We start from the raw sequence: 23,727 nt of genomic DNA, 5'->3' as shown, positions 1-23,727 counted from the left end.
AGGAAAGCCTCCGGCTTCAACGGCCGGATGGCGAGGTGGTGGAATCTCGAACGATCAGGCGGGGTACCAGCGTCTGCTTGTCCCCTGCCCCTTCCGTGGTAGTGCCGTCCATCAACTGCAACAGGCGCGTCATGGCCCGATCGCCCAACTCGGCGATACTGACCTGCATGGTGGTCAACGATGGGTGTACGAACCGCGCCAGCGGAATGTCATCGAAACCCGCCAGGGCGACATCGGTGGGCACGTGGACGCCTGCCTGCGCGAACGCATACAGACACCCCAGGGCCATCATGTCGTTGGCGGCGAACACGGCATCGGGCAGCGCACCGGCTGCCAGCAACTCCTGACCGGCGCGATGGCCGGAAGCTTCGTCGAAATCACCGGGCAGCTCGATGCCTTCGGCGCCGTTGCCAGCAGCCGCCAGCGCGTCACGGAAGCCGCGCAGGCGCTCGCGCGCGTCGAAGTTGAGGTCCGGGCCTGAAATGAAAGCGATGCGGCGGTGGCCGGCATCGAGCAGGTGGCGGGTCATGGCCATCGCCCCTGCGTGGTCGTCGATGCTCAACACCGGGTGGTCCTGCGTGGGCAGGTAGGTGTTGATCAGCACGGTGGGCAGCGACTGCGGCAGGTTGTCGGTCAGGAACCCCGGGCTTTCCGCATACGGGGACAGCACCAGCAGGCCATCGACGCGGCCGCGCATGGCGCGCAGCGCAGCGCCCTGCTGTTCCTGGTCGCCGTGGTAGCTGGACACCAGCAGGTGCTGGCGGCGACTGCGGGCCACCCCGTCGATGCCGCGCATCAGTTCGGAGAAGAATTCACCGTACAGATCGGGCAGCACCACGCCCACCGTATTGGTACGGCGGCTGCTGAGGCTGCGCGCGGCAGCATGTGGGGTGTAGCGCAGCCGCGCGGCCACTTCCAGCACAAGCTGGCGGACCGGTTCGGCAACGTTCTCATGCCCGTTGAGCGCGCGGGAAACCGTGGCCACGGAGACCCGGGCTTCGCGTGCGACATCTTTGATTGTTATGGCTGCCTTGTTCACGAAGCCGCCCTCCACGGCTTGGACCTACCAGCTTGGCGCGGAATGTAAGCGTTTCCATCTGCGCTTGTAAACTGTCCGTTAGGCGAATGTCCCATTCCGGACACAAAAAGTTGTCCCGCGCAGGCCCGCACGGTGACCTGCAAAGACAGTATCTGGGTCATGTTCAGCCCTGTTCTGACGGGGTATGTGCACGGATGGACAGCGCATGGATGTCGGTGTCCATCAGGCTGCCCAGCGCGGCGTAGACCGCGCGGTGGCGCGCAAGCGGGGCCATGCCGGCGAAGCGTTCGCTGACCACGTGCACGTTGAAATGGCCGCGCCCATCGCGCGCGCCGGCATGGCCGGCATGGCGATGACTGTCGTCTTCGATCTCCAGCACGCTGGGGGCCAATGCTTGTTGCAGCGCATCACGAATCTGTTTGATGCGCCGCGCGTTCATGGCAGCACCTTGCGGAACGGACGCACCTGGGTGCGTACGTACACGCCCGCGGCCACGTACGGGTCGGCTTCGGCCCATTCCTGTGCCTGCGCCAGCGAGTCGAATGCGGCGATGACCACCGAGCCGCTGAAGCCGGCCGGACCCGGGTCTTCGCTGTCGATGGCCGGGCAAGGACCGGCCAGCAGCAGGCGCCCCTGGTCGTTCAGCGCCTGCAGGCGCGTCAGGTGCTGCGGGCGTACCTGCAGCCGCCGGGCCAGCACATCCTGGCCGTCATAGCCTTCAATCACGTACCACATGGGGTGGTTCCTCGTTCATGTTGCGGTGCGCCGATTCTAGCCAATGCCAGCCGGTTGCCTGCCGTTGCTGGACACTGGCGCGGCAAAGCCTTACCCTAGGGTCAATTGCACGTGGCTGGATGCAGCAGCCCGTCGGTTTCCGCGGCTTCCGCAGCCCCCGACGATCGCCCCGCCGCTTCCTGACGGGCCACGTAGACGACCTCCCCGTAGTCTTGTCGCTGCCGCTGTTGTGCAGCGCGTGCTGCTGTTTCATATGTGTGGAATCGCGCCGAGACAGGCGTGCCTGGTGCCCCCGTGGCCGTGGCGTTGGCCCGGCATGGCGGGTACCGCGACTGGTCCGTTGCAATGCTGACGTCCATTAGATGACTTCCGAACTCGCGCTCGACGCGAACCCGCCAACCCGGCCGCCCGCCCCCCAGCAGCAGGAAATGCCGCTGGCCGTGGTGCATGGGCAACCGGTCCTGCAGATTCCGCAGGACCTGTACATCCCGCCGGACGCGCTGGAAGTCATCCTGGATGCCTTCGAAGGGCCGCTGGACCTGCTGCTGTACCTGATCCGCCGGCAGAACCTGGACGTGCTGGACATTCCCGTGGCCGAGATCACCCGGCAGTACGTGGAATACATCACGGTGATGCGCGAGCTGCGTTTCGAGCTGGCCGCCGAATACCTGGTGATGGCCGCGATCCTGGCCGAAGTGAAGTCGCGCATGCTGCTGCCGCGACCGGTCAGCGAGGACGGCGACGAGGCCGATCCGCGCGCCGAGCTGGTGCGCCGGCTGCAGGAGTACGAACGCTTCAAGCAGGCGGCGGAGGATATCGACGCCCTGCCCCGGCAGGACCGCGACACGACGGTGGCGCATGCGTTCATGCCGGAACGGGCGACGGTGAAGCTGCCGCCGCCGGTGGACCTGAAGGAAATGCTGCTGGCCCTGCACGACGTGCTCAAGCGCGCCGAGCTGTTCACTGGCCATGCGATCAAGCGCGAGGCACTGAGCGTGCGCCAGCGCATGGGCGAGATCCTGGGCCGCATGGAAGATGGCCGGTTCTACCGGTTTGAAAGTCTGTTCACCGCTGAGGAAGGCAAGCTGGGCGTGCTGGTCACCTTCCTTGCCATGCTGGAACTGGCCAAGGAACAGCTGCTGGACATCGTGCAGGAAGAACCGCTGGCGGCGATCTACGTGAAATCGCTGGCGGCCGGCAACACCAACGCCCCGCTGCAGTTCAGCAGCGAGTTCGACGACAACGACGCCGCCAACGAGAACGAGTGAGCGCTGCCTGCCGATGGACCAACCGCTGATCAACCGTATTGTCGAAGGTGCCCTGCTGGCGTCCAGCCAGCCGCTCACCCTGGCCCAGCTGAAAGACCTGTTCCCGGAAGACGAGCCGGCGCCGCCGGGCAGCATCGAGCGCGCCCTGGAACAGCTGCGCGAGGCCTGCACCGGCCGCGGCGTGGAACTGCTGGAGGTGGCCTCCGGCTTCCGCTACCAGGTGACCGCCGAAGTGCATGGCTGGATCAGCCGGCTGTGGACCGAACGCAAGACCCGCTACACCCGCGCCACCCTGGAAACGCTGGCGCTGATTGCCTACCGGCAGCCGATCACCCGCGGCGAGATCGAGCAGGTGCGCGGCGTGGCCGTCAGCAGCAACATCATCCAGGCGCTGGAAGAACGCGAGTGGATCCGCGTGGTCGGCCACCGCGACGTACCCGGCAAGCCGGCGCTGTTTGGCACCACCAAGGGCTTCCTGGACTATTTTGGGCTGAAGCGGCTGGACGAATTGCCGCCACTGTCCGAACTGAAGGACCTGGGCGAGCTGGAGCCGCAGCTGGCACTGGACCGTGACGGCCCGGCCGCCGCCGGCGCCGCCGGCCCGGACATCAGTGCCGACCCTGACGGCGCTGCCAATGATGACACCCGCCTGGACGCAGGCACTGGCAACACCCCCGATTCCGCCGGCGCAGCCCCTGCACCGGCCAGTGACGAGCAAGCACCTTCGCCCTTCGATGCTGGGCACCCCGATTCCGCGCCGGGCGAGCGCGCGGTTCCCGTGAACGAACGCGAAGACAACGCCGTCGCGATGACGACCGTGGCTGTTGACCAAGCCGATTCCGAACCAGAGGCCGACCTCGAAACCGTCGGCCGGAGCAAATCTGATGAGTGACACCCCCCGTAACAAGCTGTCGCTGAAGCGCGAAGCCACCTCCGAACAGTTCAAGCTGGAAGAGCGCCTGCACAAGGTGCTGGCCCAGGCTGGCCTGGGTTCGCGCCGCGCGCTGGAACAGCGCATCGCCGAAGGCCTGGTCAAGGTGAACGGTGAAGTCGCGCAGACCGGCATGTCGGTCAAGAGCGGCGACAAGATCGAGCTGGACGGCCGTGGCTTCGTGGCCACCGCGCTGGCCGAGCCGTCGCGCGTGCTGGTCTACAACAAGCCGGAAGGCGAAGTGACCACCCGCGAAGACCCCGAAGGCCGCCCGACCGTGTTCGAAGCGCTGCCGCCGCTGAAGGGCGCGCGCTGGATCGCGATCGGCCGCTTGGACATCAACACCACCGGCCTGCTGCTGGCCACCACCGACGGTGAACTGGCCAATGCCATGATGCACCCGTCGTTTGAGGTCGAGCGCGAATACGTGGTGCGCGTGCGTGCGCCGGAAGGCGAAGAAAAGGTCAGCGACGCGATCGTCGACCGCCTGGCCCGCGGCGTGGCGCTAGAAGACGGCCCGGCCAAGTTCGACGAGATCGAACGCATCGGCGGCACCGATTCGCACGACTGGTTCCGCGTGGTGGTGAAGGAAGGCCGCAACCGCGAAGTGCGCCGCCTGTGGGAATCGCAGGGCTGCCAAGTCAGCCGCCTCAAGCGAACCCGCTACGGCAAGGTGTCGCTGCCGCGCGAACTGGCCCGTGGCCAGACCGTGGAACTGCCCAGCGCCCAGGTGGAAGCACTGCGCGCGCAGCTGAAGCTGGAAGAAGGCGCGCCGTCGGCGCTGACCCTGCAGCCGGTGATCGGCCAGCGCCGCGCCGCCAAGACCACCGTGCGCGTGCGCGAAGGTGGCCGCGGCAACGCCTACGTCAATGGCCACAGCACGGCCGATGAAGGCCGCGAACTGCGCCGCTTCGACAACGTGCGCGAAGACCGCGGCCGTGGCCGTGGCGGCAAGGGCGGCGGCTTCAAGGGCGGCCTGACCGTCAGCGGTGAAGCGGCGGCCAAGCAGTCACAGAAGCCGTTCAAGCAGCGCGCGCCGAAGAACGATCGTTCGCTTCCGGAAGGCAACCCGGCCGCGTTCCGCACCTGGTATGTGCCTGATGGCGTGAGCACCGGCCCGAGCGGCCACCGCAACGCCGGCCCCGGCGCGCGTGGCCCGGGTGCCCGTGGTCCGGGCGCAGGCGGCCAGGGCCGTCCGTACGGCAAGCCGAAGGGCCCGGGTGCGGGTGCCGGTGGCGGCCAGGGCCGTGGTGGCTTCGGCGGCGAAGGTCGCGGCAATGCCGGCGGCCAGGGCCGTGGCGGCTTCGGCGGTGAAGGCCGTGGTGGCGCCGGTGGCGGCCAGGGTCGTCCGGCCGGTGCGGGCAACCGCTCGCAGGGCCAGGGCAACAAGCACCCGTACGGCCATCCGGGCAATGCCCCGAGCTTCCCGTCCGACCATGCCACCCCGGGCTTCAACCCGTATGGCAGCCCGAAGCCGGCGCACGGCGCCCGTCCGGGCGGTCGCGGTCCGGGTGGTCCCGGTGGCAACCGTGGCCCGGGCGGCAACCGTGGTCCCGGCGGTCCGGGTGGCAACCGCGGCCCGGGTGGCCCCGGCGGCAACCGTGGCCCGGGCGGCCCGCGCCGCAGCGGCCCGCGCGGCGGCTGATCGCGGTCCTCGCTGAAATGAAAAACCCCGGCTTCGGCCGGGGTTTTTTGTTGGTGACTGGCTCCTGAGGGCGCCTGATCGTTGCGCGGGTCTTCTCTAGGAATTGTTTGAAAACAGGCCATTTGTGCCATAGGTCGCCGCATCTGGTGCGGCCGCTGCCTATCGTCAAGCCTCACTCACACGACAAGGCAACACCCATGACCGGCATCACCCCCGACCAGGCCCGCGCCAACGCCGACCTCGCTGGCCGCACCACCGGCGAATTCATCCAGGACATCGATCATTCCATCGACGCCAACTCGCGCAAGGGCGAACGCCGCATCGTAGTGTCCCTGCCGCGCGGCCAGGCCCGCGAAGGCCAGGCCGAAGCGGTACTGGCGCATTACCAGGATCGCGGCTACGTGGTCGAACAGCTCAGCGTGACCGGCCACGCCTGGCACCTGCAGATCGGCTGGTAAGGCTCAGCGGCGGCTGATGGTGAACGCCGCACCATCCACGCCCAGGTCCCAGCCCTTGCCGGTGCCGGACAGGGCCAGCGAGATGTCGCCCTTGGTCATCACCTGGGCGTTGCTGGATTTCACCGCACCGGCATGGGCACCGACCGAGGCATAGGTGCCCAGCAGCTCACCCACGCTGCTGGCGCCGGTGAAACTGCCACGGCCATCGGTGATCTTCGACTTGCCCACGGTCAGGCCACCGCCCTTGAGCTGGATGCGCACCGGCATGCTGGCGCCGTTGCTGCAGCGGACCGTGCCGGTGCCCGAGGCGGTCTTGTAGATCAGCGACCAGCCGGACAGGTTGTAGCGCAACTGGCAATCCAGGTTGCCGCCGGCCTGCGCGGCCGGGGCCAGGGCGCTGGCGGCAAGGGCCAGCAGCAGGGCAAGGGACTTCTTCATCGGCAGCACTTCCACTTCATTCGGACTGCCGGCGAATCTAGCAGCGCGCGCGTGCACGGTGGATGCAGGCGCGCGCGTGGGTGCGGCAAGCGTTCAGCCGCCGCAGCGTGCGCTCAGGCGCGCTCGTCCAGATGGAAGGCGTCGGCATCGAGCATGGCCGGGAAACGCGCGCGGTGCGCGGCCAGGGCCTCGGCCGAGATGGTGGTGGTGACCACCTGCTCGCGCTCGCGGATCTCCACCTGCGGCTGGCCCAGGAAATCGATCACCGCACTGTCGCCGGCGTAGTGCAGCTGGTTGCCGTCCACGCCGATGCGGTTGACCGCCGCCACGAAGCACAGGTTCTCGATGGCGCGCGCGCGCAGCAGGGTCTTCCACGCATAGGCACGTGCCGAGGGCCAGTTGGCCACGAAGATCTGCAGGTCGAAATCCATCTGCCCTGCCCGCTCCACGTTGTAGCGGTTGCGGCAGAACACCGGGAAACGCAGGTCGTAGCAGACCTGCGGGTTGATCCGCCAGCCCTTCCATTCCACGCTCAGGCGGTCGCGGCCGGCGGCATAGCGTTCGTGCTCGCCGCCATAACGGAACAGGTGGCGCTTGTCGTAGTACTGCAGCTCACCGTCAGGCGTGGCAAACAGCAGGCGGTTGTAGACCCCCTCGCCTTCGCGCAGCTGCACGCTGCCGATCACCGCGGCATCCAGCGCACGTGCCTGCCCGCGCAGCCAGGCCACCGTCGGGCCGTCCATGCCCTCGGCCTGGGCAATGGCATCGTTGGAAAACCCACTGGTGAAGGTCTCCGGCAGGATCACCAGGTCGGTGCGGCCGGCCAGCGGCGCCAGCAGCGCGCCGTAGTAATCGCGGTTGCCCGCTGGGTCATGCCAGCGGGTGTCGCCCTGGACGAGGGAAATGCGCAGGTCCTGCATGGTCGTGTTCCCTCAGAGCAGGCGCAGGCGTTCGATCGCCGCGTCCAGGGTGGCTTCGTTCTTGGCAAAGCACAGGCGCACCAGGCGCTGGCCCACCGGCGCGGTTTCGTAGAACGGCGACAGCGGAATGGCGGTCACGCCCTTTTCAATCGTCAGCCACTTCACGAATTCGTGGTCGGGCAGATCGCTGATGTCCGAATAGTCGACCAGCTGGAAGTAGCCGCCCGGCACCGGCAGCGGCTTCAGGCGCGTGCCGGCCAGCTGCTCGCGGAAGCGATCACGCTTGGCCTGGTAGAACGCACCCAGTTCCAGGTGGTGTTCCGGCTCGTCGCGGATCATCGCGGCAAACCCATACTGGGCCGGGCCGAAGCTGGTGAAGGTGTTGTACTGGTGCACCTTGCGGAATTCGGCGGTCAGCAGCGGCGGCGCCACCGCGTAGCCGATCTTCCAGCCGGTGCAGTGGTAGGTCTTGCCGAAGCTGGAGATGACGAAGGTGCGCTCGCGCAGTTCCGGGTAACGCAGCGCCGATTCATGGCGGCGGCCGTCGTAGATGATGTGCTCGTACACCTCATCGGAAATCAGGTAGATCTGCGTACCGCGCAGCAGGTCGGCCAGCGCCTGCATGTCGGCCTCGTCCAGCATGGCGCCGGACGGGTTGTGCGGGGTGTTGACCATCAGCATGCGGGTGCGCGGGGTGATTGCCGCGCGCACGCGGTCCCAGTCCACGGCAAAGGTCTGCGGGTCCAGCGGCACGTGCACGGCGGTGGCGCCGGCCAGCTCGATGGCCGGTTCGTAGCAGTCGTAGGCCGGGTCCAGCACGATCACTTCCTCGCCGGCACGCACCACGGCGTGGATGGCGTTGAAGATGGCCTCGGTGGCACCGCTGGTCACGGTGATCTCGGTGTCCGGGTCGATGGTGGCGCCGTACAGGTCCAGCGACTTCTGCGCGATGGCCTGGCGCAGCGGCGCCACGCCGGTCATCGGCGGGTACTGGTTCAAGCCGGCCGCCATGGCCTTGCTGGTCTCGTCGATCAGCCGCTGCGGTGCGGAGAAGTCCGGGAAGCCCTGGCCCAGGTTGACCGCGCCGTGTTCGGCGGCGAGCTGGGACATGACCGTGAAGATGGTGGTGCCGACCTTGGGCAGCTTGGTGTTCGGTTGCATCGGCCTGGAATATGGGAGAACAAGGCCCGGAAGTGTACGAAATCCACGCCCTGCCTGCGGAACCGGGCCGTTCTTTGCATATTCCACGTCGCCAGCGGCCCTGGTCCGGCGCTACCGGGGCCACATTCACCGCTACAATTGCCGCCGCACCCCGGCATGAAGATCCCTGCCCCTTGAACACCCCTGCATTGCTGGCCGCCAGCGGCCTGAGCTTCTCCCGCAATGATGAGCCCGTGTTCGGCCCGCTGGATTTCCATGTGGACGCCGGCGAGGCGCTGCTGGTGCAGGGCGGCAACGGCGCCGGCAAGACCACACTGCTGCGCGTGCTGGCCGGCCTGGCCCGGCCGGGCGCCGGCCAGGTGCGCATCGACGGCAAGCAGGCCAGCACGGCCGAGCGCGCGCGCTACGTGGCCTACCTGAGCCACCTGCCCGCGCTGAAGCCGGACCTGGACACGCTGGAAAACCTGCACTTCCTGTGCGGCCTGCATGGGCGGCGCGCACGGCAGATGCCGGGCAATGCGCTGGCCATCGTCGGCCTGGCCGGTTACGAAGACACCCTGGTGCGGCACCTGTCGGCCGGGCAGAAACGGCGGCTGGCACTGGCCCGCATCTGGCTCTCACCCGCTCCGCTGTGGCTGCTGGACGAGCCCTACGCCAACCTGGATCTGGACGGCATCAACCTGGTCAACCGGATGATTTCGGCGCACCTGCGCAGTGGCGGTGCCGCCCTGGTCACCACCCATGGTGCCTATGCCGCACCGCCGGTACGCACGCGCCTGCTGCAACTACAGCCGGATCTTGCCCAGGGAGAAGCCGCATGATCGCGCCGGGCACCGAACCGGGTCTGTGGCAGACCGCTCGCGCCCTGGTGGCGCGCGACATGCGCCTGCTGTGGCGCCGCCGTGGCGATGCCCTGCAGCCGCTGCTGTTCGCGCTGCTGGTGGTGGTGCTGTTCGCCCTGGCCCAGGGCCGCGATCCGCAGCCGCTGGCCGCCACCGCCGGTGCCGTGCTGTGGCTGGCGGTTCTGCTGGCCGGGCAACTGGCGCTGGACTCGCTGTTCCGTTCCGATGCCGAAGACGGCTCGCTGGAACAATGGCTGCTGGCCCCGGTGCCGTTGGCCTGGCTGGTATTGGTGCGGGTGCTGGTGCACTGGGCCACTACGGCGCTGCCGCTGATCGTGGTCAGCCCGTTGCTGGCGGAAATGCTGCATCTGCCGCATGACCAACTGCCGATGTTGCTGGCATCGTTGCTGCTGGGAACACCCGTGTTGAGCCTGATCGGCGGTGTGGTGGCAGCACTGACCGTCGGCATCCGGCGCTCTGGTATTCTCGTGGCGTTGCTGTCGTTGCCGCTGTATGTGCCGGTGCTGGTGTTCGGTGCAGGCAGTCTGGCGGCAGCCGGCCGTGGGCAGGATCCAGTCGGTGCGCTGCTGATGCTGGGCGCGGGGCTGGTGGTTGCCCTGGTGCTGGCACCGCTGGCCACGGCCGCGGCCATCCGTATTTCTCTGAGTTGAACGAGCTGAGAGCCAATCCATCCCTGCTGGATAGCCGCCACGCATGAATCCGATCGTCCGCTGGTTCCACCAACTCGGTTCACCTCCGACCTTCGATCGTTTCGCCGCGCGCTGGTCCCGCGTGTTCTACGCCGCAGCGGTACCGGTGCTGCTGATCGGCCTGTGGCAGGGGCTGTTCGTGGCGCCGCCGGAACAGAACCAGCACGATGCCTTCCGCATCATCTACATCCACGTGCCCAGTGCCTGGATGAGCCTGTTCGTGTTCGCACTGATGGCGGCCTATTCCGCCATCGCACTGATCTGGCGGATCAAGATCTGCGAAATCCTGGCCATGGCCTGTGCGCCGATGGGCGCCGGCTTCACACTGATCACCCTGCTGACCGGCAGCATCTGGGGAAAAGGTACCTGGGGCACGTGGTGGGACTGGGACCCGCGCATGACCAGTGAGCTGATCCTGCTGTTCCTGTACCTGGGCGTGATCGGGCTGTACCACGCCATCGAGGACCGCCGCAGCGCCGCGCGCGCCGCCGGGCTGCTGGCGATCATCGGCGTGGGCCTGCTGCCGGTCATCCGCTATTCGGTGGACTGGTGGGGGGCGCTGCACCAGCGCCAGTCGATCAATGTGTTCGGCGAAAACGCGGTTCGCCCGGAACTGATTGCGCCGCTGTGGTGGATGGTGGTGGCGACCAAGCTGTGGTTCGTCGGCTCGCTGCTGGCCAAGGCGCGCGCCGACAACATCGCCCGCGAGGCCGGCAAGGCCTGGATCGGCGAACGCTTCGGCACGCCAGCGGCAGCCCGCCACACGGAGCCACGGCCATGACCCACCTGCCCTATCTGATCGCGGCGTTCTCGGTGTTCCTGCTGGTGCTGGGCTGCGATGCGCTGGGTTCCTGGCTGCGCCTGCGCCACGCCCGGCAACAGGCGCAGCGCCGCCAGCAGCGGTTGCAGGCGCGCAGCAACGGCCCGGCAGCGGCGCCGCTGGCCACCGAGCTCAGCCGATGACGCCGGTGCAGCGACGCCGCATGGTCTGGGTAATGCTGCTGCTGTTGGCATCCGGGCTGGCGACCACCCTGGTGGCCTTCGCCCTGCAGCGCAATATCGCCTATCTCTACACGCCGTCTGAAGTGCTGCGCGGGGATGTCGACGCGCAGTCGCGCTTCCGCCTGGGCGGCATGGTGGTGAAGGGTTCCTTTGATCGCCCCAGTGGTTCGCTGCAGGCACATTTCGTGGTGACCGATGGCGATGCCACGCTGCCGGTCAGCACCGATCGCATCCTGCCGGACATGTTCCGCGAGGGCACCGCCGTGGTCGCCAGCGGCCGCCTGCAGGACGGGGTGTTCGTGGCCGACGAAGTGCTGGCCAAGCACGATGAGAATTACGTGCCCAAGGAAGTGGCCGACAAGATGGGCGATGCCCATCGCAAGCACGACGTGCCGGTAACGGCGCCCGAGGTGCGCTGAGTGCTGCCGGAGCTGGGTCAGATCCTGCTGTTGTGTGCGTTGCTGGCAGCGCTGCTGCAGGCCGGCCTGCCGCTGGCCGGCGCGCAGCGCGGCAACAGCGCCTGGATGGCCACCGCACGCCCGGCCGCCTTCGCCCAGCTGCTGCTGGTGGCCGCTGCCTTCGCGGTGCTGACGGCCGCCTTCGTGCAGCAGGATTTTTCGGTGCGCTACGTGGCCGAGAATTCCAATTCGCTGCTGCCGCTGATCTATCGCTATTCGGCGGTGTGGGGCGCGCACGAGGGTTCGCTGCTGATGTGGGCACTGGTGCTGGCGCTGTGGACCGGTGCGGTGGCCCTGTTCTCGCGGCAGCTGCCGGCGCCGGTGCAGGCCCGCGTGCTGGCGGTGATGGGCGTGGTCAGCGTCGGCTTCCTGGCCTTCCTGATCTTCACCTCCAACCCGTTCCTGCGCCTGAACCCGGCGCCGCTGGAAGGCCGCGACCTGAATCCGCTGCTGCAGGACCCGGGCCTGATCATCCACCCGCCGATGCTGTACCTGGGCTACGTCGGGTTTTCGGTGCCCTTCGCCTTCGCCGTGGCCGCACTGCTGGAAGGCCGCGTGGATGCACGCTGGCAGCGCTGGACGCGGCCGTGGACCAACGTGGCCTGGGGCTTTTTGACCCTGGGCATCGCGCTGGGCAGCTGGTGGGCGTATTACGAACTTGGCTGGGGCGGCTGGTGGTTCTGGGACCCGGTGGAGAACGCCAGTTTCATGCCCTGGCTGGTCGGCGCCGCACTGATCCATTCGCAGGCCGTCACTGAGAAGCGCGGCACGTTCGGCAGCTGGACCCTGCTGCTGGCCATCGCCGCCTTCGCGCTGTCCCTGCTGGGCACCTTCCTGGTGCGCTCGGGCGTGCTGACCAGCGTGCATTCGTTCGCCGCCGACCCGTCGCGTGGCCTGTTCATCCTGATCTTCCTGTCGCTGCTGGTCGGTGGCAGCCTGCTGCTGTATGCGCTGCGTGCCGGCCGTCTGGGCATGGACAGCGATGATCCACGCCGCGGCTTCACCGCCACCTCGCGCGAGACCCTGCTGCTGGGCAACAACCTGTTGCTGGCCACGGCCTGCGCCATGGTGCTGCTGGGCACCCTGTACCCGCTGCTGGCCGATGCCTTGTCGCTGGGCAAGATTTCCGTAGGCCCACCGTACTTCGGCAGCCTGTTCCTGCTGCTGATGGCGCCGCTGGTGCTGCTGCTGCCGTTCGGGCCGCTGGTGAAGTGGCAACGCGACCAGCCCTCGCGCGCCCTGGCCCTGCTGGCGCCGTGGATGGGGCTGGCCATCGTGCTGGGTGCGCTGGCGTGGTGGCAGGCGCCGCAGAATGGCTGGAAGGCAGGGCTGGGCGTCGCGGCCGCGGCCTGGGTCGGCCTGGGCACCGCCCGCTTCGTCTGGCAGCGTCTGCGCGGCAATGGCCGCTTCACCGCCGAAATGCTCGGCATGATCGTGGCCCATGGCGGCATGGCGGTGTTCCTTGCCGGGGCGCTGCTGGTGGAAGCCCTGAACGTGCAGCGGGAAGTGGCGCTGGCGCCGGGGCAGCAGCTGGTTGTGGGCCGCTACGAAGTCCGCTTCGAAGGCGTGGACCACCGCGAAGGCCCCAATTTCGTGGCCGACCGCGGCCACCTGCGGGTGTTCCGCAACGGCCGCGAGCAGGCCCTGCTGCACCCGGAAAAACGCCAGTACGCCAGCGGCGGCCAGGTGATGACCGAGGCCGGCATCGATGCACGCCTGAACGGTGATGTCTACGTGGCATTGGGCGAGCCGCTGGGCAACAATGCGTGGGCGGTGCGGGTGCACATCAAACCGTTCGTGCGCTGGATCTGGCTGGGCGCACTGCTGATGGCACTGGGCGGATTCATCACCGCCGCCGACCGCCGTTTCCGTCGTCCGTAGGAGTTTTCATGTCGTCGTCCCCTGCTCCGCGTCCATCGCGCCCGCTGCCCCCCATCGCCATTGTCATCGGCGTGCTGTTCTTCTTCGGCCTGCTGGGGTTGATGGTGTACGGGGTGATGAAGTCGGGGGATCCGCAGCGCGACGTGCTGCCTTCCGCGCTGATCGACAAGCCGGCCCCCGCCTTCGCGCTGCCGGTGCTGCACGACCCCGGCATGACCGTGCGCAGCGAAGAGCTGCGCGGTGCGCCCTACCTGCTGAACGTGTGGGGCAGCTGGTGCGCGGCCTGCCGCGAGGAACACCCGGTGCTGACCCGCTTCGCCGAAAGCAAGCGCGTACGCGTGATCGGCTACAACTGGAAGGACGAGCCCACCGATGCGCTGCACTGGCTGGAGACGCTGGGCAACCCGTTCATGGTGGTGCTCAGTGACATGGAAGGCCGTACCGCGATCGACTGGGGCGTTACCGCTGCGCCGGAAACCTTCCTGGTCGATGGCAGTGGCATCGTGCGCTGGAAGTACAGCGGCGCGATGACCCAGCAGGTGGTGGACGAAAAGCTGATTCCCGCGCTGCAGAAGATCGAAAAGGCCCAGGGCCATGCCGATACCGGCCTGCACGGCAATCCGTAACGCGCTGCTGGCGCTGCTGCTGTGCGCGGCGCTGCCCGCACTGGCCCAGCAGCCGCTGCACGACCCACGGCCGCTCGCCTTCCGCAGCGCGGCCGAAGAGGCCCGCTTCCACGACCTGGCCGCGCAGCTGCGCTGTGTACAGTGCCAGAACCAGTCGCTGGGCGATTCCAACGCACAGATCGCCCAGGACCTGCGCCGTGAAGTGCTGCAGCTGATGCAGCAGGGCCACGACGATGCACAGATCAAGCAGTTCCTGGTCGCCCGCTACGGCGAATTCGTGCTGTACCAGCCGCCGCTGCAGCCGGGTACCTGGCTGCTGTGGGGCGGGCCGTTGCTGATCCTTGGCGGTGGTGCCCTGCTGGTGCTGGGCATCGTGCGCCGGCGCGGCCGCACAGTGGCACCGGCAGCGGCCGACCGCAACGCCGATGAAGGAGATGGCTGGTGAGCTACACACTGCCCGTGCTGGCCGGCCTGGTGGCCGCGGTGATGGCCGCGCTGGTGCTGTGGCCGCTGCGCCGGCAGGGGCGCCGCGGTTTCGTACTGGGCGTGTTCGCGCTGGGCGTGGCCGGTGCCTGCCTGTACCTGCTGGTGGGCGACCCGCGCGCAGCGCAGGTGCAGCCGGCGCCGTCGGTGGCGACCCTGCGCGAGGGTGTAACGGCGCTGCAGCAGGCCCTGCAGCGCGATCCGCAGCGCGCCGATGGCTGGGCACTGCTGGGCCGTTCACAGACCGAACTGGGCGATGCACAGGCGGCGGCCGATGCCTTTGCACGTGCCGCAGCATTGGCACCGGACGATGCAGGCGTGCTGGTGGAAGCGGCGCAGGCGCGCGCGCAGGCCGATGCCGGCAAGCAGTTCGATGACACCGCCATGGCGTGGTTGCAGCAGGCGCGGCGGGTGGCACCGCAGGCCGAGCGGGCCAGCTGGCTGCTGGGCATTGCCCTGCGCCAGCGCGGCCGCAATGCCGAAGCGGCCGAGATCTGGAGCAGCCTGCTGCCGCAGTTGGAACCGGGTGCCGCGCAGGCCCTGCAGGCACAGATTGCGATTGCCCGCGAAGCCGCGGGACAGTCAGTCGATCCTTCCACCACGGCGGCACCGGCGTTGCTGCAGGTGCAGGTGCAGCTGCCCGACGCGGTGAAGCACGGCGACTGGCCGGCCAGTGCGCAGGTGTTCGTGCTGGCCCGCGCCGTGGGCGGCCCGCCGATGCCGGTGGCGGCGCGCAAGCTGCCGTTGACCGCCTTCCCGGCCACGGTCGGTCTGGGCGACGCTGACAGCCCGATGCCGACCGCACCGCTGTCGGCGCACCGCGAGGTGGAGGTGCTGGCGCGCATTTCACGCAGCGGCAGCGCCAACCGCGGTGAAGGCGATCTGCAGAGCGAGGCGGTGCGGGTAACGCTGCCGCATGACGGCGCGGTGGAACTGCGGTTCCCGTGATCCACACACCGCTGCGCTCGCCGGGCCGCATGACCGGTAGCGCCGGGCCATGCCCGGCGGCTTTGCGCGCATGCCGTCCATGGAAACCAGCGTGCCGCCAGCTCCACGTGCCGCCCCGCTAGAATGGCGCCATGACTGAATTCATTCCGCCCGGCACCCGCTTCCATGCCTTGCCCTCGCCGTTCCCGTTCAAGCGCGGTGGCGCCCTGCACGGCGCGCGCGTGGCCTACGAGACCTGGGGCACGCTGGCCGCCGACAGCCGCAACGCGATCCTGATCGTTACCGGTCTCTCGCCCGATGCGCACGCAGCCGCCAACGGGGCCAACCCCGCGCCCGGCTGGTGGGAAGCCATGGTTGGTGCAGGCAAGCCGATCGACACCGACCGCTGGTTCGTGGTCTGCGTGAACTCGCTGGGCAGCTGCAAGGGCTCCACCGGCCCGGCCTCGTTGAACCCGGCCACTGGCGAGCCCTATCGCCTCGACTTCCCGGAACTGTCGGTGGAAGACGGTGCGCGCGCAGCCATCGAGGTCGTGCATGCGCTGGGCATCGAACAGCTGGCCTGCGTGGTCGGCAATTCGATGGGCGGCATGACCGCGCTGGCGGTGCTGATGCTGCAGCCGGGCATCGCCCGCAGCCACATCAACATTTCCGGCAGCGCGCAGGCGTTGCCGTTCTCCATCGCCATCCGTTCACTGCAGCGCGAAGCGATCCGCCTCGACCCCAAGTGGGACGGCGGGCGCTACACCGAGATCGATTATCCGGAATCGGGCATGCGCATGGCACGCAAGCTGGGCGTGATCACCTACCGTTCCGCGCTGGAATGGGATGGGCGCTTCGGTCGCGTGCGGCTGGATTCGGACCAGACCGATGATGATCCGTTCGGCCTCGAATTCCAGGTGGAGAGCTATCTGGAAGGCCATGCACGGCGCTTCGTGCGCTTCTTCGATCCGAACTGCTATCTGTATCTGAGCCGTTCGATGGACTGGTTCGACCTGGCCGAGTATGCCGACGGTGACGTGCTGGGCGGGCTGGCGAAGATCCGTGTCGAAAAGGCGCTGGCCATCGGCGCCAACACCGACATCCTGTTCCCGGTGCAGCAGCAGCAACAGGTGGCCGACGGCCTGCGTGCCGGCGGTGCCGATGCGCAGTTCATCGGCCTGGACTCACCGCAGGGCCACGACGCATTCCTTGTCGATTTCGATCGCTTCGGCCCGGCCGTGCGCGGTTTCCTCGACGGACTGTAAGTGGCCTGGCGGCGCAACCTCGCGCTGGCCGCGTTCGGCGCGCTCATCGCGTTGACGGTCAGTGGCGTGCTGCCGCTGTGGCTGGGCGGCTGGTGCGTGCTGGCCAGCGTGGTGTCGTTCGGGCTGTACGGGCATGACAAGCGGGCGGCACAGCGCAAGCAGTGGCGCATTCCCGAACGCACGTTGCAGCTTCTGGCCTTCGCCGGTGGCTGGCCCGGTGCGCTGCTGGGCCAGGCGCTGTTCCGGCACAAGCACCGCAAGGCGGAATTCCAGTGGGTGTTCTGGCTGTGCGTGCTGGCCAACGTGGCCTCGATCGCAGTGATGCTGCGCGAGTTTTCGCGGTAGCCGTTCGAACGACGCGGCACGACGCCAGTAGATCCACGCCATGCGGGGATGTGCCGGTCGGCACGCCATCACGCAAACGGCCGCCGGGCATGGCCCGGCGCTACCACCGCGATTACGTTTCCCGCTCCAGCACACCGTCACGCAATCGGTACTGCGCATCCACCACGCCGTCCGGCAGCTCGTCGTGGGTGATCATCAACAGGCTGCGGCCGTCCAGCAGCGCCGGCAGGTCGCGCAGCAACGCGTGCGCGGTATCCACGTCCAGCCCTTCGGTGGGTTCGTCCAGCACCAGGATGGGCGCATTGCGCAGCATCGCCCGCGCCAGCGCAAGGCGACGTGCCTGCCCGACCGACATCGTCGCGCCGTTCTCGCCCACCCAGGTGTCCAGACCGCCGTTGCGCTCGGCCCATTCGCCCAGCCGCACCCGGCGCAGCACGGCCCACAGCGTGGCATCGCTGGCTTCCGGGTCGCCCAGGCGCAGGTTGTCGGCCACGCTGCCGGCGAAGACCGGTGCGTTCTGCGGCAGCCAGGCCAGTTGCCGATGCCAATCGGCCTGGGCGAACGTGCGCAGGTCCTGGCCGCCATAGCTCAGGCGCCCCTGCTGCGGGTCCCACAAGCGCAGCAGCAGGCTGGACAGGGTGGTCTTGCCGCACCCGCTGTCACCACGGATCGCGATGCGTTCGCCCGGCGCCAGATGCAGCTGCAGCCCGCACAGCACCGGCCGCGCCGCGCCCGGCCACTGGAAATGCACGTCTTCCCACTGCACCGCCGATGCCTGCGGCACCGGCTGCGGCGCTTGCGGCTCGTCCACGGCGGCGGGTTGTTCGACGATGGACTGCAGGCGATCGGCCGCAATACGGCCAGACTGCAGCGATTGCCAGGCCAGGCCCATGCCGGCCCACAGCTCGATCAGCGCCACGGTCAGGAACACCAGGCCGGCGGCCATTTCCGCGGCAATACGCTGCTGTTCGGCCGCGTGCAGGGCCAGCGCCAACATGCCGACCAGGCCCAGCCCAGCCACCGCGCCGTGCAGGGTGGACGCTGCAATCAGGCGCCAGCGCCGGCGCCGATCGCGCGCCGCCAGTTGTTTGGCTGCAACGCGCACCTTCAACTGCCACGCGGTACCCGCATGCAGGGCCGCAAGGTCACCCGCGCCTTCCAGCCCTTCGAACGCGGCGGTGCGCAGCGCGGCGCGATGCGCAGCGCGGTCGGCTTCTTCAGCATCGCGCCCGCGCACGCCCAGCCACGGCACGCCGAAGCCGATCAGCACTGCCAGCACGGCCAGCAGCACGGCCGCCGCGGGCAGGATCAGCGCGGCCGATGCAATGGCCACCAGTGACAGCGCAGCGAGCGCGAACAGCGGCCCGAGCGCGCGCACCAGCAGTCCATCCACTTCGCCGATGTCACCCAGCAGGCGTGCCAGCAGTTCACCGGTGCGAGTGGCCCCCAGCCGCGCCGGTGCCAGCGGCAGCGCGCGGCGGAAGAACCACACGCGCAGGTCGCGGGCGATGCGCAATGTGGCATCGTGGCCCACCAGCTTCTCGAAATAGCGCGAGACGATGCGGGCCATGGTCAGACCGCGGATGCCGGCTGACGGCGAGAAGAAATTGAAGCCCTGCGCCAGCCCTGCGGCACCGGCCAGCGCCGCGGCGGTCAGGAAGCCACCGGACAGCCCCAGCAGCGCGGTGCCGGCCAGCATGGTGATCCACAGCAGCAGCACGGTCAGCAGCAGGCGCGGACGGTGGCGCATGAATACCGCGCGCAGCGAATCGGGCGAGCGGCTCATGCGCGCACCGCCTGCGCCGGGTCGACCAGGCGGCCTTCGGGCAACAACAGGCAGCGGTCGGCCCAGGCGATCACCGCCGGGCTGTGGGTGGCCACCACCACGGTGCGGCCGCGCGCATAGGCGGCCAGGCTGCGCAGCAGTGCGGCCTCGGTGTCGGCATCCAGGAATGCAGTGGGCTCGTCCAGCAGCAGCACCTGCGGATCGCGCAGCAGCAACCGCGCCAGGCCGATGCGCCGTGCTTCGCCACCGGACAAGCCGAAGCCGCGCTCACCGATCATCGTGTCCAGGCCCTGCGGCAGGCGCTGGGCGAACTGCAGCACCTGTGCCGCCTCGGCCACCGCGCGCAGGCGCGCATCACTGGCCCCGGGATCGGCCAGGCGCAGGTTATCGGCAATCGAGCCATGGAACAGGTACGGGCGTTGGCTGGCGTAGGCGACCTGCACGCCGGGCCGCACCAGCACGCGGCCTTCGCGCGGCGGCAGCCATCCCGCCAGCGCTTCCAGCAGGGTGCTCTTGCCCGAACCGCTGGGGCCGACCAGGGCCAGGCGCTGGCCGGGTTCCAGGCGTACATCCAGCCCACTCAGCACATCCTGCGGCGCGCCCAGCGGGCGCAGCACCAGACCCTGCGCCTGCAGCGGCGGCAACGCGGCCTCGGCCGGTTCGGGTGCGCGCGTGGCCATGCCTTCCTCCGGCAACGCCGTTTCTTCTGGCAATGCGTGCAGCAGGCGTTCCACTTCGGCGGCAGCGGCCAGCGCGTTGGCACGGTCGTGGTAATGGGCCGCCAACCGCCGCAGCGGCGCGTAGAACTCCGGCGCCAGCAGCAGGCAGAAAAGACCCGCACCCAGGGTGGGCACGCTGGCATGCAGTGACATCAGGCCCAGGTAGCTCAGCCCCAGGTAGAGCGCCACCATCGCCACGCTGACCGAGGCGAAAAATTCCAGCACGGTGGACGACAGGAAGGCGATGCGCAGCACCTTCATCGTGCGCACCCGCACCCCTTCGGCCGCCGCTTCCACACCGGCCAGTTCGGCATCGCCGCGGCCGTACAGGCGCAGCAGGCCCAGGCCCTTGATGCGATCGGCGAAGTGCCCGCTCATGCGCGCCAGTTCACCCAGCTGCGCACGCCCGGCGGCTTCGGCACCCCAGCCGACCAGCATCATGAAGAACGGCACCAGCGGCGCGGTGAACAGTAGGATCAGCGCCACCACCCAGTCCACCCAGGCCACCGCCGCCAGGATCAGCAGCGGCACCACCACCACTTCGGTGCGTACCGGCAGGAACCCGCTGTAATAGTTCTCAATCGCATCACCGTGATGCAGCATCAATTCACCCAGCTCGCCGGTGCGACGTTGCCGCAGCCACAGCGGGCCCTGCCCCAGCAGGCGTGCGAACACGCGCTCGCGCAGGGCCAGGCGCGCGGCGTCGGCCACGTCGCCTGCGGCGGCCTGGCTGGCGCCGGCCAGTGTGGTGCGCAGCAGCAGGATGACCACCAGCCCGGCCAGCACCGGCAGCCCCGACGCCAGCGGCGCACGCTGCACCAGCACGTGCTGCACCAGCCAGGCGATGGCCGCGGCCTGGCAGATCAGCAGTGCGCCGGACAGGCCCAGGCACAGCCCTGCCAGGCGCTGGCGGCCACGCGCCGCGCGCGCCAGATCGGCCAGCCAGGCCGTACGGGTACGCCGCTGCAGGGCCGATTCGGCGTGCGGGTCGGTGGCAACAGCGGAAGATTCGGCAGCGCTCAAGGGGGTCACGGGCAACAGGGCATGGCCGGCATTGTAGGCACACACAGGCGCCCTCCCCTGCGGCCAGCGGTCGCAGTCTTCATCCGGTTTGGCATACGATCCCCGTGCAGAGCCATTCATACATTGATCTGGATCAAGGCTGTTTGAAGTAGTCGGTCACATCATCCACCCCGTAGACCACCCTTCCCGCCACCTGCAACGGCACTATCCAACGAGGTAGCCAGGCCATGATTGATCAGACAGTCGTAGAACTGTCGCGGCTGCAATTCGCTTTGACCGCGATGTACCACTTCCTATTCGTACCGCTCACCCTTGGCCTGTCCTTCATGGTGGCCATCATGGAAAGCGTGTACGTGATGACCCGCAAGCAGGTCTGGCGCCAGATGACCCTGTTCTGGGGCGCCCTGTTCGGCATCAACTTCGCCATCGGCGTGGCCACCGGCCTGGTGATGGAATTCCAGTTCGGCATGAACTGGTCGTACTACAGCCACTACGTGGGCGATATCTTCGGTGCGCCGCTGGCCATCGAAGGCCTGATGGCGTTCTTCCTGGAAGCCACCTTCATCGGCCTGTTCTTCTTCGGCTGGAAGCGGCTGAGCCCGGTCAAGCACCTGACGGTGACCTGGCTGATGGCGCTGGGCACCAATCTGTCGGCGGTGTGGATCCTGATCGCCAACGGCTGGATGCAGAACCCGACCGGCGCGGTGTTCAACCCGGAAACGATGCGCATGGAAGTGGTGGATTTCGCCGCCGTGCTGCTGAACCCGGTGGCCCAGGCCAAGTTCGTGCACACCGTCAGCGCCGGCTACGTGACCGGTGCGATCTTCGTGATGTCGATCAGCGCCCTGTACCTGCTGCGCAACAAGCACCGTGACATGGCCCGCCGCTCGTTCGCGGTGGCCGCTGCGTTCGGCCTGCTGTCGTCGCTGTCGGTGGTGGTGCTGGGTGACGAAAGTGGTTACGCCGCCAGCGAACACCAGAAGATGAAGCTGGCCGCCATTGAAGCGATGTGGGAAACCGAGCGTGCGCCGGCCGACTTCACCGCCTTCGGCATTCCCAACCAGACCACCCAGCAGAACGACTACGCGATCAAGATCCCGTACCTGATGGGCCTGATCGCCACCCGTTCCACCAACCAGCCGATTCCGGGCATCCTGGAACTGGTGGAGCGCGCCGAGCACCGCATCCGCGGCGGCCAGCTGGCCTACGGTGCGCTGGAACGCATCCGTGCCAACAAGGACGATGTGGAAGCGCGCGAGATGTTCGACCGCCACTGGCAGGACCTGGGCCACGGCCTGCTGCTGAAGCGTTACCGCGAGGACATCCTCAACGCCACGCCGGAAGAAATCTCCAAGGCGGCGCTGGATACCGTGCCGCGCGTGGCGCCGTTGTTCTGGACCTTCCGCGTGATGGCCGGCCTGGGCTTCTACCTGATCGCCTTCTTCGCCCTGGCGTTCTACTTCTCCTGCCGCAACAACTTCCAGGACAAGCGCTGGTTCCTGAAGCTGGCGGTGTGGTCGCTGCCGGTGCCGTGGATTGCGATCGAGTGCGGTTGGTTCGTGGCCGAATACGGTCGCCAGCCGTGGGCGGTGGATGGCGTGCTGCCCACCTTCTATGCCGCGTCGGGTCTGGCCCTGCATGAAATCCTGACCACGCTGGCCATCTTCACCGCGCTGTACACGGTGCTGCTGGTGATCGAGGTGAAGCTGATGCTGAAGGCGATCCGCAAGGGTCCGGACGAGATCCTGCCGACGCTGCAGGCCGACATCCGCCCCGCATCCCCCAATGCCGCAATGCCGGCCCCCGGCCAGGTCTGAGGCAGGAGAACGCACATGGAATTTCTTGGATTGGATTACACCACGCTGCGCGTGATCTGGTGGCTGCTGCTGGGCATCCTGCTGATCGGCTGGGCGGTGATGGATGGCTTCGACCTGGGCGTGGGCACCCTGCTGCCTTTCGTGGCCAAGACCGATGAAGAGCGCCGGCTGGTGATCAACACCGTCGGCCCGGTGTGGGAAGGCAACCAGGTGTGGCTGGTGCTGGGTGGCGGCGCGATCTTCGCCGCATGGCCGCCACTGTATGCGGTCAGCTTCTCCGGCTTCTACCTGGCGGTGTTTGCCATGCTGTTCGGGCTGATCCTGCGCCCGGTCGGCTTCAAGTACCGCAGCAAGCTGCCCAGCAAGCGCTGGCGCGACAACTGGGACCGGGTGCTGTTCGTCGGTGGCCTGCTGCCGGGCCTGATCGCCGGTGTGGCGGTGGGCAACGTGCTGCTGGGCGTGCCGTTCCACTTCGATGACAGCATGCGCATCTTCTACACCGGCTCGTTCTTCGGCCTGCTGACCCCGTTCGCGCTGGTGGCAGGTCTGGTGAGCGTGGCGATGCTGGTGTCGCACGGCGCAGCCATGCTGGTGATCAAGACCGATGGCCCGGTGGCCGATCGTGCCGCGCGCTACGGCAGCGTGGCGGCGATCATCAGCTGCGTGCTGTTCGCCGCAGCCGGTGCCTGGGTGGCCTTCGGCCTGCCCGGCTACCAGATCACCTCGCAGGTGGTGACAGACGGCCCGACCAACCCACTGCTGAAGACCGCGGCCATCGGCACGGCCGCCGGTGGCTGGCTGCGCAACTACAGCAGCATGCCGCTCACCGTTGTGTTCCCGGTGCTGGGCCTGCTGGGTGCACTGGCCAGCGCGGCGCTGCTGCGGGCCCGTCGCGGCGGCCTGGCGTTCATCGCCTCGGGCGCGTCGATTGCCGGCATCATCCTCACCGTCGGCTTTGCCATCTTCCCGTTCCTGCTGCCGTCTTCCAGCCAGCCCGGTTCCAGCCTGACCGTCTGGGACAGCTCGTCCAGCCACCTGACGCTGGGCATCATGCTGGTGGCCACGGCGATCTTCCTGCCGATCATCCTGGCCTACACCACCTGGGTGTACCGCGTGCTGAAGGGCAAGACGACCACCGAAGAGATGGACCAGAACCCGAACGCGTATTGATTTGAAGGTGTGCCGACCCACGGTCGGCACCTACCCACAAGCAAGATGTGCCGACCCACGGTCGGCACCTTCACCGAA

The 23,727-nt window shown here is 68.2% G+C and carries 24 protein-coding genes; 16 read left to right on the top strand and 8 right to left on the bottom strand.

Annotation, left to right across the window (positions count from 1 at the left end):
* Nucleotides 1–16: 16 nt before the first annotated feature.
* From G4G00_RS18650 to G4G00_RS18640, 3 genes are all read right to left on the bottom strand, one after another.
* Nucleotides 17–1,054 carry a LacI family DNA-binding transcriptional regulator gene (locus G4G00_RS18650; RefSeq protein WP_108750096.1) on the bottom strand — a complete coding sequence of 346 codons (1,038 nt, stop codon included), beginning with the start codon at nt 1,052–1,054 and terminating at the stop codon, nt 17–19.
* 148 nt (nt 1,055–1,202) lie between these two features.
* Complete coding sequence (locus G4G00_RS18645) at nt 1,203–1,478, bottom strand: BolA family protein (protein ID WP_108753598.1); 276 nt, start codon at nt 1,476–1,478, stop codon at nt 1,203–1,205.
* The gene (locus G4G00_RS18640; RefSeq protein WP_164275649.1) at nt 1,475–1,774 is read right to left on the bottom strand and encodes a YciI family protein; all 300 of its coding nucleotides are present in this window, start codon (nt 1,772–1,774) and stop codon (nt 1,475–1,477) included. The genes G4G00_RS18645 and G4G00_RS18640 overlap by 4 nt, the downstream gene beginning before the upstream one ends.
* Nucleotides 1,775–2,136: 362 nt before the next feature.
* Here G4G00_RS18640 and G4G00_RS18635 point away from each other — a divergent pair, with 362 nt between their 5' ends.
* The 4 genes from G4G00_RS18635 (at nt 2,137) to G4G00_RS18620 (ending at nt 6,076) form a co-directional block, all read left to right on the top strand.
* Nucleotides 2,137–3,042 carry a ScpA family protein gene (locus G4G00_RS18635; RefSeq protein ID WP_108750099.1) on the top strand — a complete coding sequence of 302 codons (906 nt, stop codon included), beginning with the start codon at nt 2,137–2,139 and terminating at the stop codon, nt 3,040–3,042.
* A 13-nt stretch (nt 3,043–3,055) separates the two neighbouring features.
* Nucleotides 3,056–3,934 carry an SMC-Scp complex subunit ScpB gene (gene scpB / locus G4G00_RS18630; RefSeq protein WP_108750100.1) on the top strand — a complete coding sequence of 293 codons (879 nt, stop codon included), beginning with the start codon at nt 3,056–3,058 and terminating at the stop codon, nt 3,932–3,934.
* Nucleotides 3,927–5,618 (top strand): pseudouridine synthase, encoded by a 1,692-nt coding sequence (locus G4G00_RS18625; protein ID WP_108753601.1) that lies wholly within the window; start codon nt 3,927–3,929, stop codon nt 5,616–5,618. Before scpB ends, G4G00_RS18625 begins: the two co-directional genes overlap by 8 nt.
* Before the next feature lie 197 nt (nt 5,619–5,815).
* Nucleotides 5,816–6,076: a hypothetical protein gene (locus tag G4G00_RS18620; protein WP_108753602.1), complete on the top strand. Its 261-nt coding sequence runs from the start codon at nt 5,816–5,818 to the stop codon at nt 6,074–6,076.
* Between the two features lie 3 nt (nt 6,077–6,079).
* Here the strand turns inward: G4G00_RS18620 and G4G00_RS18615 are convergent, their stop codons facing one another.
* The 3 genes from G4G00_RS18615 to G4G00_RS18605 form a co-directional block, all read right to left on the bottom strand.
* A complete protein-coding gene (locus G4G00_RS18615) occupies nt 6,080–6,514 on the bottom strand; it encodes a hypothetical protein (RefSeq protein ID WP_108751591.1) in 435 nt (144 codons plus the stop codon).
* A 113-nt stretch (nt 6,515–6,627) separates the two neighbouring features.
* Nucleotides 6,628–7,434, bottom strand: a complete 807-nt coding sequence (locus G4G00_RS18610) for an amidohydrolase (RefSeq protein ID WP_164275646.1) — start codon at nt 7,432–7,434, stop codon at nt 6,628–6,630.
* Between the two features lie 12 nt (nt 7,435–7,446).
* Nucleotides 7,447–8,595: a pyridoxal phosphate-dependent aminotransferase gene (locus G4G00_RS18605; RefSeq protein ID WP_108753604.1), complete on the bottom strand. Its 1,149-nt coding sequence runs from the start codon at nt 8,593–8,595 to the stop codon at nt 7,447–7,449.
* 173 nt (nt 8,596–8,768) lie between these two features.
* Between G4G00_RS18605 and ccmA the strand changes: the two genes are divergently transcribed.
* The 10 genes from ccmA to G4G00_RS18550 all read left to right on the top strand — a co-directional run bounded on the left by ccmA (nt 8,769) and on the right by G4G00_RS18550 (nt 17,134).
* Nucleotides 8,769–9,416, top strand: a complete 648-nt coding sequence (gene ccmA / locus G4G00_RS18600) for a heme ABC exporter ATP-binding protein CcmA (protein WP_108753605.1) — start codon at nt 8,769–8,771, stop codon at nt 9,414–9,416.
* Nucleotides 9,413–10,108, top strand: a complete 696-nt coding sequence (ccmB, locus tag G4G00_RS18595; RefSeq protein ID WP_108753606.1) for a heme exporter protein CcmB — start codon at nt 9,413–9,415, stop codon at nt 10,106–10,108. The genes ccmA and ccmB overlap by 4 nt, the downstream gene beginning before the upstream one ends.
* 43 nt (nt 10,109–10,151) lie before the next feature.
* Nucleotides 10,152–10,928: a heme ABC transporter permease CcmC gene (ccmC, locus tag G4G00_RS18590; RefSeq protein WP_108756655.1), complete on the top strand. Its 777-nt coding sequence runs from the start codon at nt 10,152–10,154 to the stop codon at nt 10,926–10,928.
* A gap of 178 nt (nt 10,929–11,106) precedes the next feature.
* Complete coding sequence (gene ccmE, locus G4G00_RS18580) at nt 11,107–11,568, top strand: cytochrome c maturation protein CcmE (protein WP_108750109.1); 462 nt, start codon at nt 11,107–11,109, stop codon at nt 11,566–11,568.
* Nucleotides 11,569–13,488, top strand: coding sequence for a heme lyase CcmF/NrfE family subunit (locus tag G4G00_RS18575; RefSeq protein WP_108750110.1), 1,920 nt, complete (start codon nt 11,569–11,571; stop codon nt 13,486–13,488).
* An 8-nt stretch (nt 13,489–13,496) separates the two neighbouring features.
* Entirely contained in the window at nt 13,497–14,114 is a 618-nt protein-coding gene (locus G4G00_RS18570; RefSeq protein ID WP_164275643.1) for a DsbE family thiol:disulfide interchange protein, read from the top strand.
* On the top strand, nt 14,083–14,559 hold the full coding sequence (locus G4G00_RS18565) for a cytochrome c-type biogenesis protein (RefSeq protein WP_164275640.1): 477 nt from the start codon (nt 14,083–14,085) through the stop codon (nt 14,557–14,559). The genes G4G00_RS18570 and G4G00_RS18565 overlap by 32 nt, the downstream gene beginning before the upstream one ends.
* Nucleotides 14,553–15,545: a tetratricopeptide repeat protein gene (locus G4G00_RS18560; RefSeq protein WP_164275669.1), complete on the top strand. Its 993-nt coding sequence runs from the start codon at nt 14,553–14,555 to the stop codon at nt 15,543–15,545. The genes G4G00_RS18565 and G4G00_RS18560 overlap by 7 nt, the downstream gene beginning before the upstream one ends.
* Nucleotides 15,546–15,676: 131 nt before the next feature.
* Nucleotides 15,677–16,789: a homoserine O-acetyltransferase gene (locus G4G00_RS18555; protein WP_164275638.1), complete on the top strand. Its 1,113-nt coding sequence runs from the start codon at nt 15,677–15,679 to the stop codon at nt 16,787–16,789.
* Nucleotides 16,790–17,134, top strand: a complete 345-nt coding sequence (locus G4G00_RS18550; RefSeq protein WP_164275635.1) for a DUF1294 domain-containing protein — start codon at nt 16,790–16,792, stop codon at nt 17,132–17,134. It begins immediately after the preceding gene.
* 112 nt (nt 17,135–17,246) lie between these two features.
* Here the strand turns inward: G4G00_RS18550 and cydC are convergent, their stop codons facing one another.
* Nucleotides 17,247–18,920: a thiol reductant ABC exporter subunit CydC gene (cydC, locus tag G4G00_RS18545; protein ID WP_164275632.1), complete on the bottom strand. Its 1,674-nt coding sequence runs from the start codon at nt 18,918–18,920 to the stop codon at nt 17,247–17,249.
* Nucleotides 18,917–20,662, bottom strand: a complete 1,746-nt coding sequence (cydD, locus tag G4G00_RS18540) for a thiol reductant ABC exporter subunit CydD (protein WP_164275629.1) — start codon at nt 20,660–20,662, stop codon at nt 18,917–18,919. The genes cydC and cydD overlap by 4 nt, the downstream gene beginning before the upstream one ends.
* Nucleotides 20,663–20,889: 227 nt before the next feature.
* Here cydD and G4G00_RS18535 point away from each other — a divergent pair, with 227 nt between their 5' ends.
* Both G4G00_RS18535 and cydB read left to right on the top strand, forming a co-directional pair.
* Nucleotides 20,890–22,479, top strand: a complete 1,590-nt coding sequence (locus G4G00_RS18535; protein ID WP_108753616.1) for a cytochrome ubiquinol oxidase subunit I — start codon at nt 20,890–20,892, stop codon at nt 22,477–22,479.
* Nucleotides 22,480–22,494: 15 nt separating this feature from the next.
* Nucleotides 22,495–23,649, top strand: coding sequence for a cytochrome d ubiquinol oxidase subunit II (cydB, locus tag G4G00_RS18530; protein WP_164275624.1), 1,155 nt, complete (start codon nt 22,495–22,497; stop codon nt 23,647–23,649).
* Nucleotides 23,650–23,727: the final 78 nt, after the last annotated feature.

It is taken from the genome of Stenotrophomonas sp. B1-1, assembly GCF_010894375.1.
Lineage (GTDB): Bacteria > Pseudomonadota > Gammaproteobacteria > Xanthomonadales > Xanthomonadaceae > Stenotrophomonas.
Note: the sequence above shows the minus strand (reverse complement) of the source record. Positions and strands in the feature narration are given on the sequence as shown.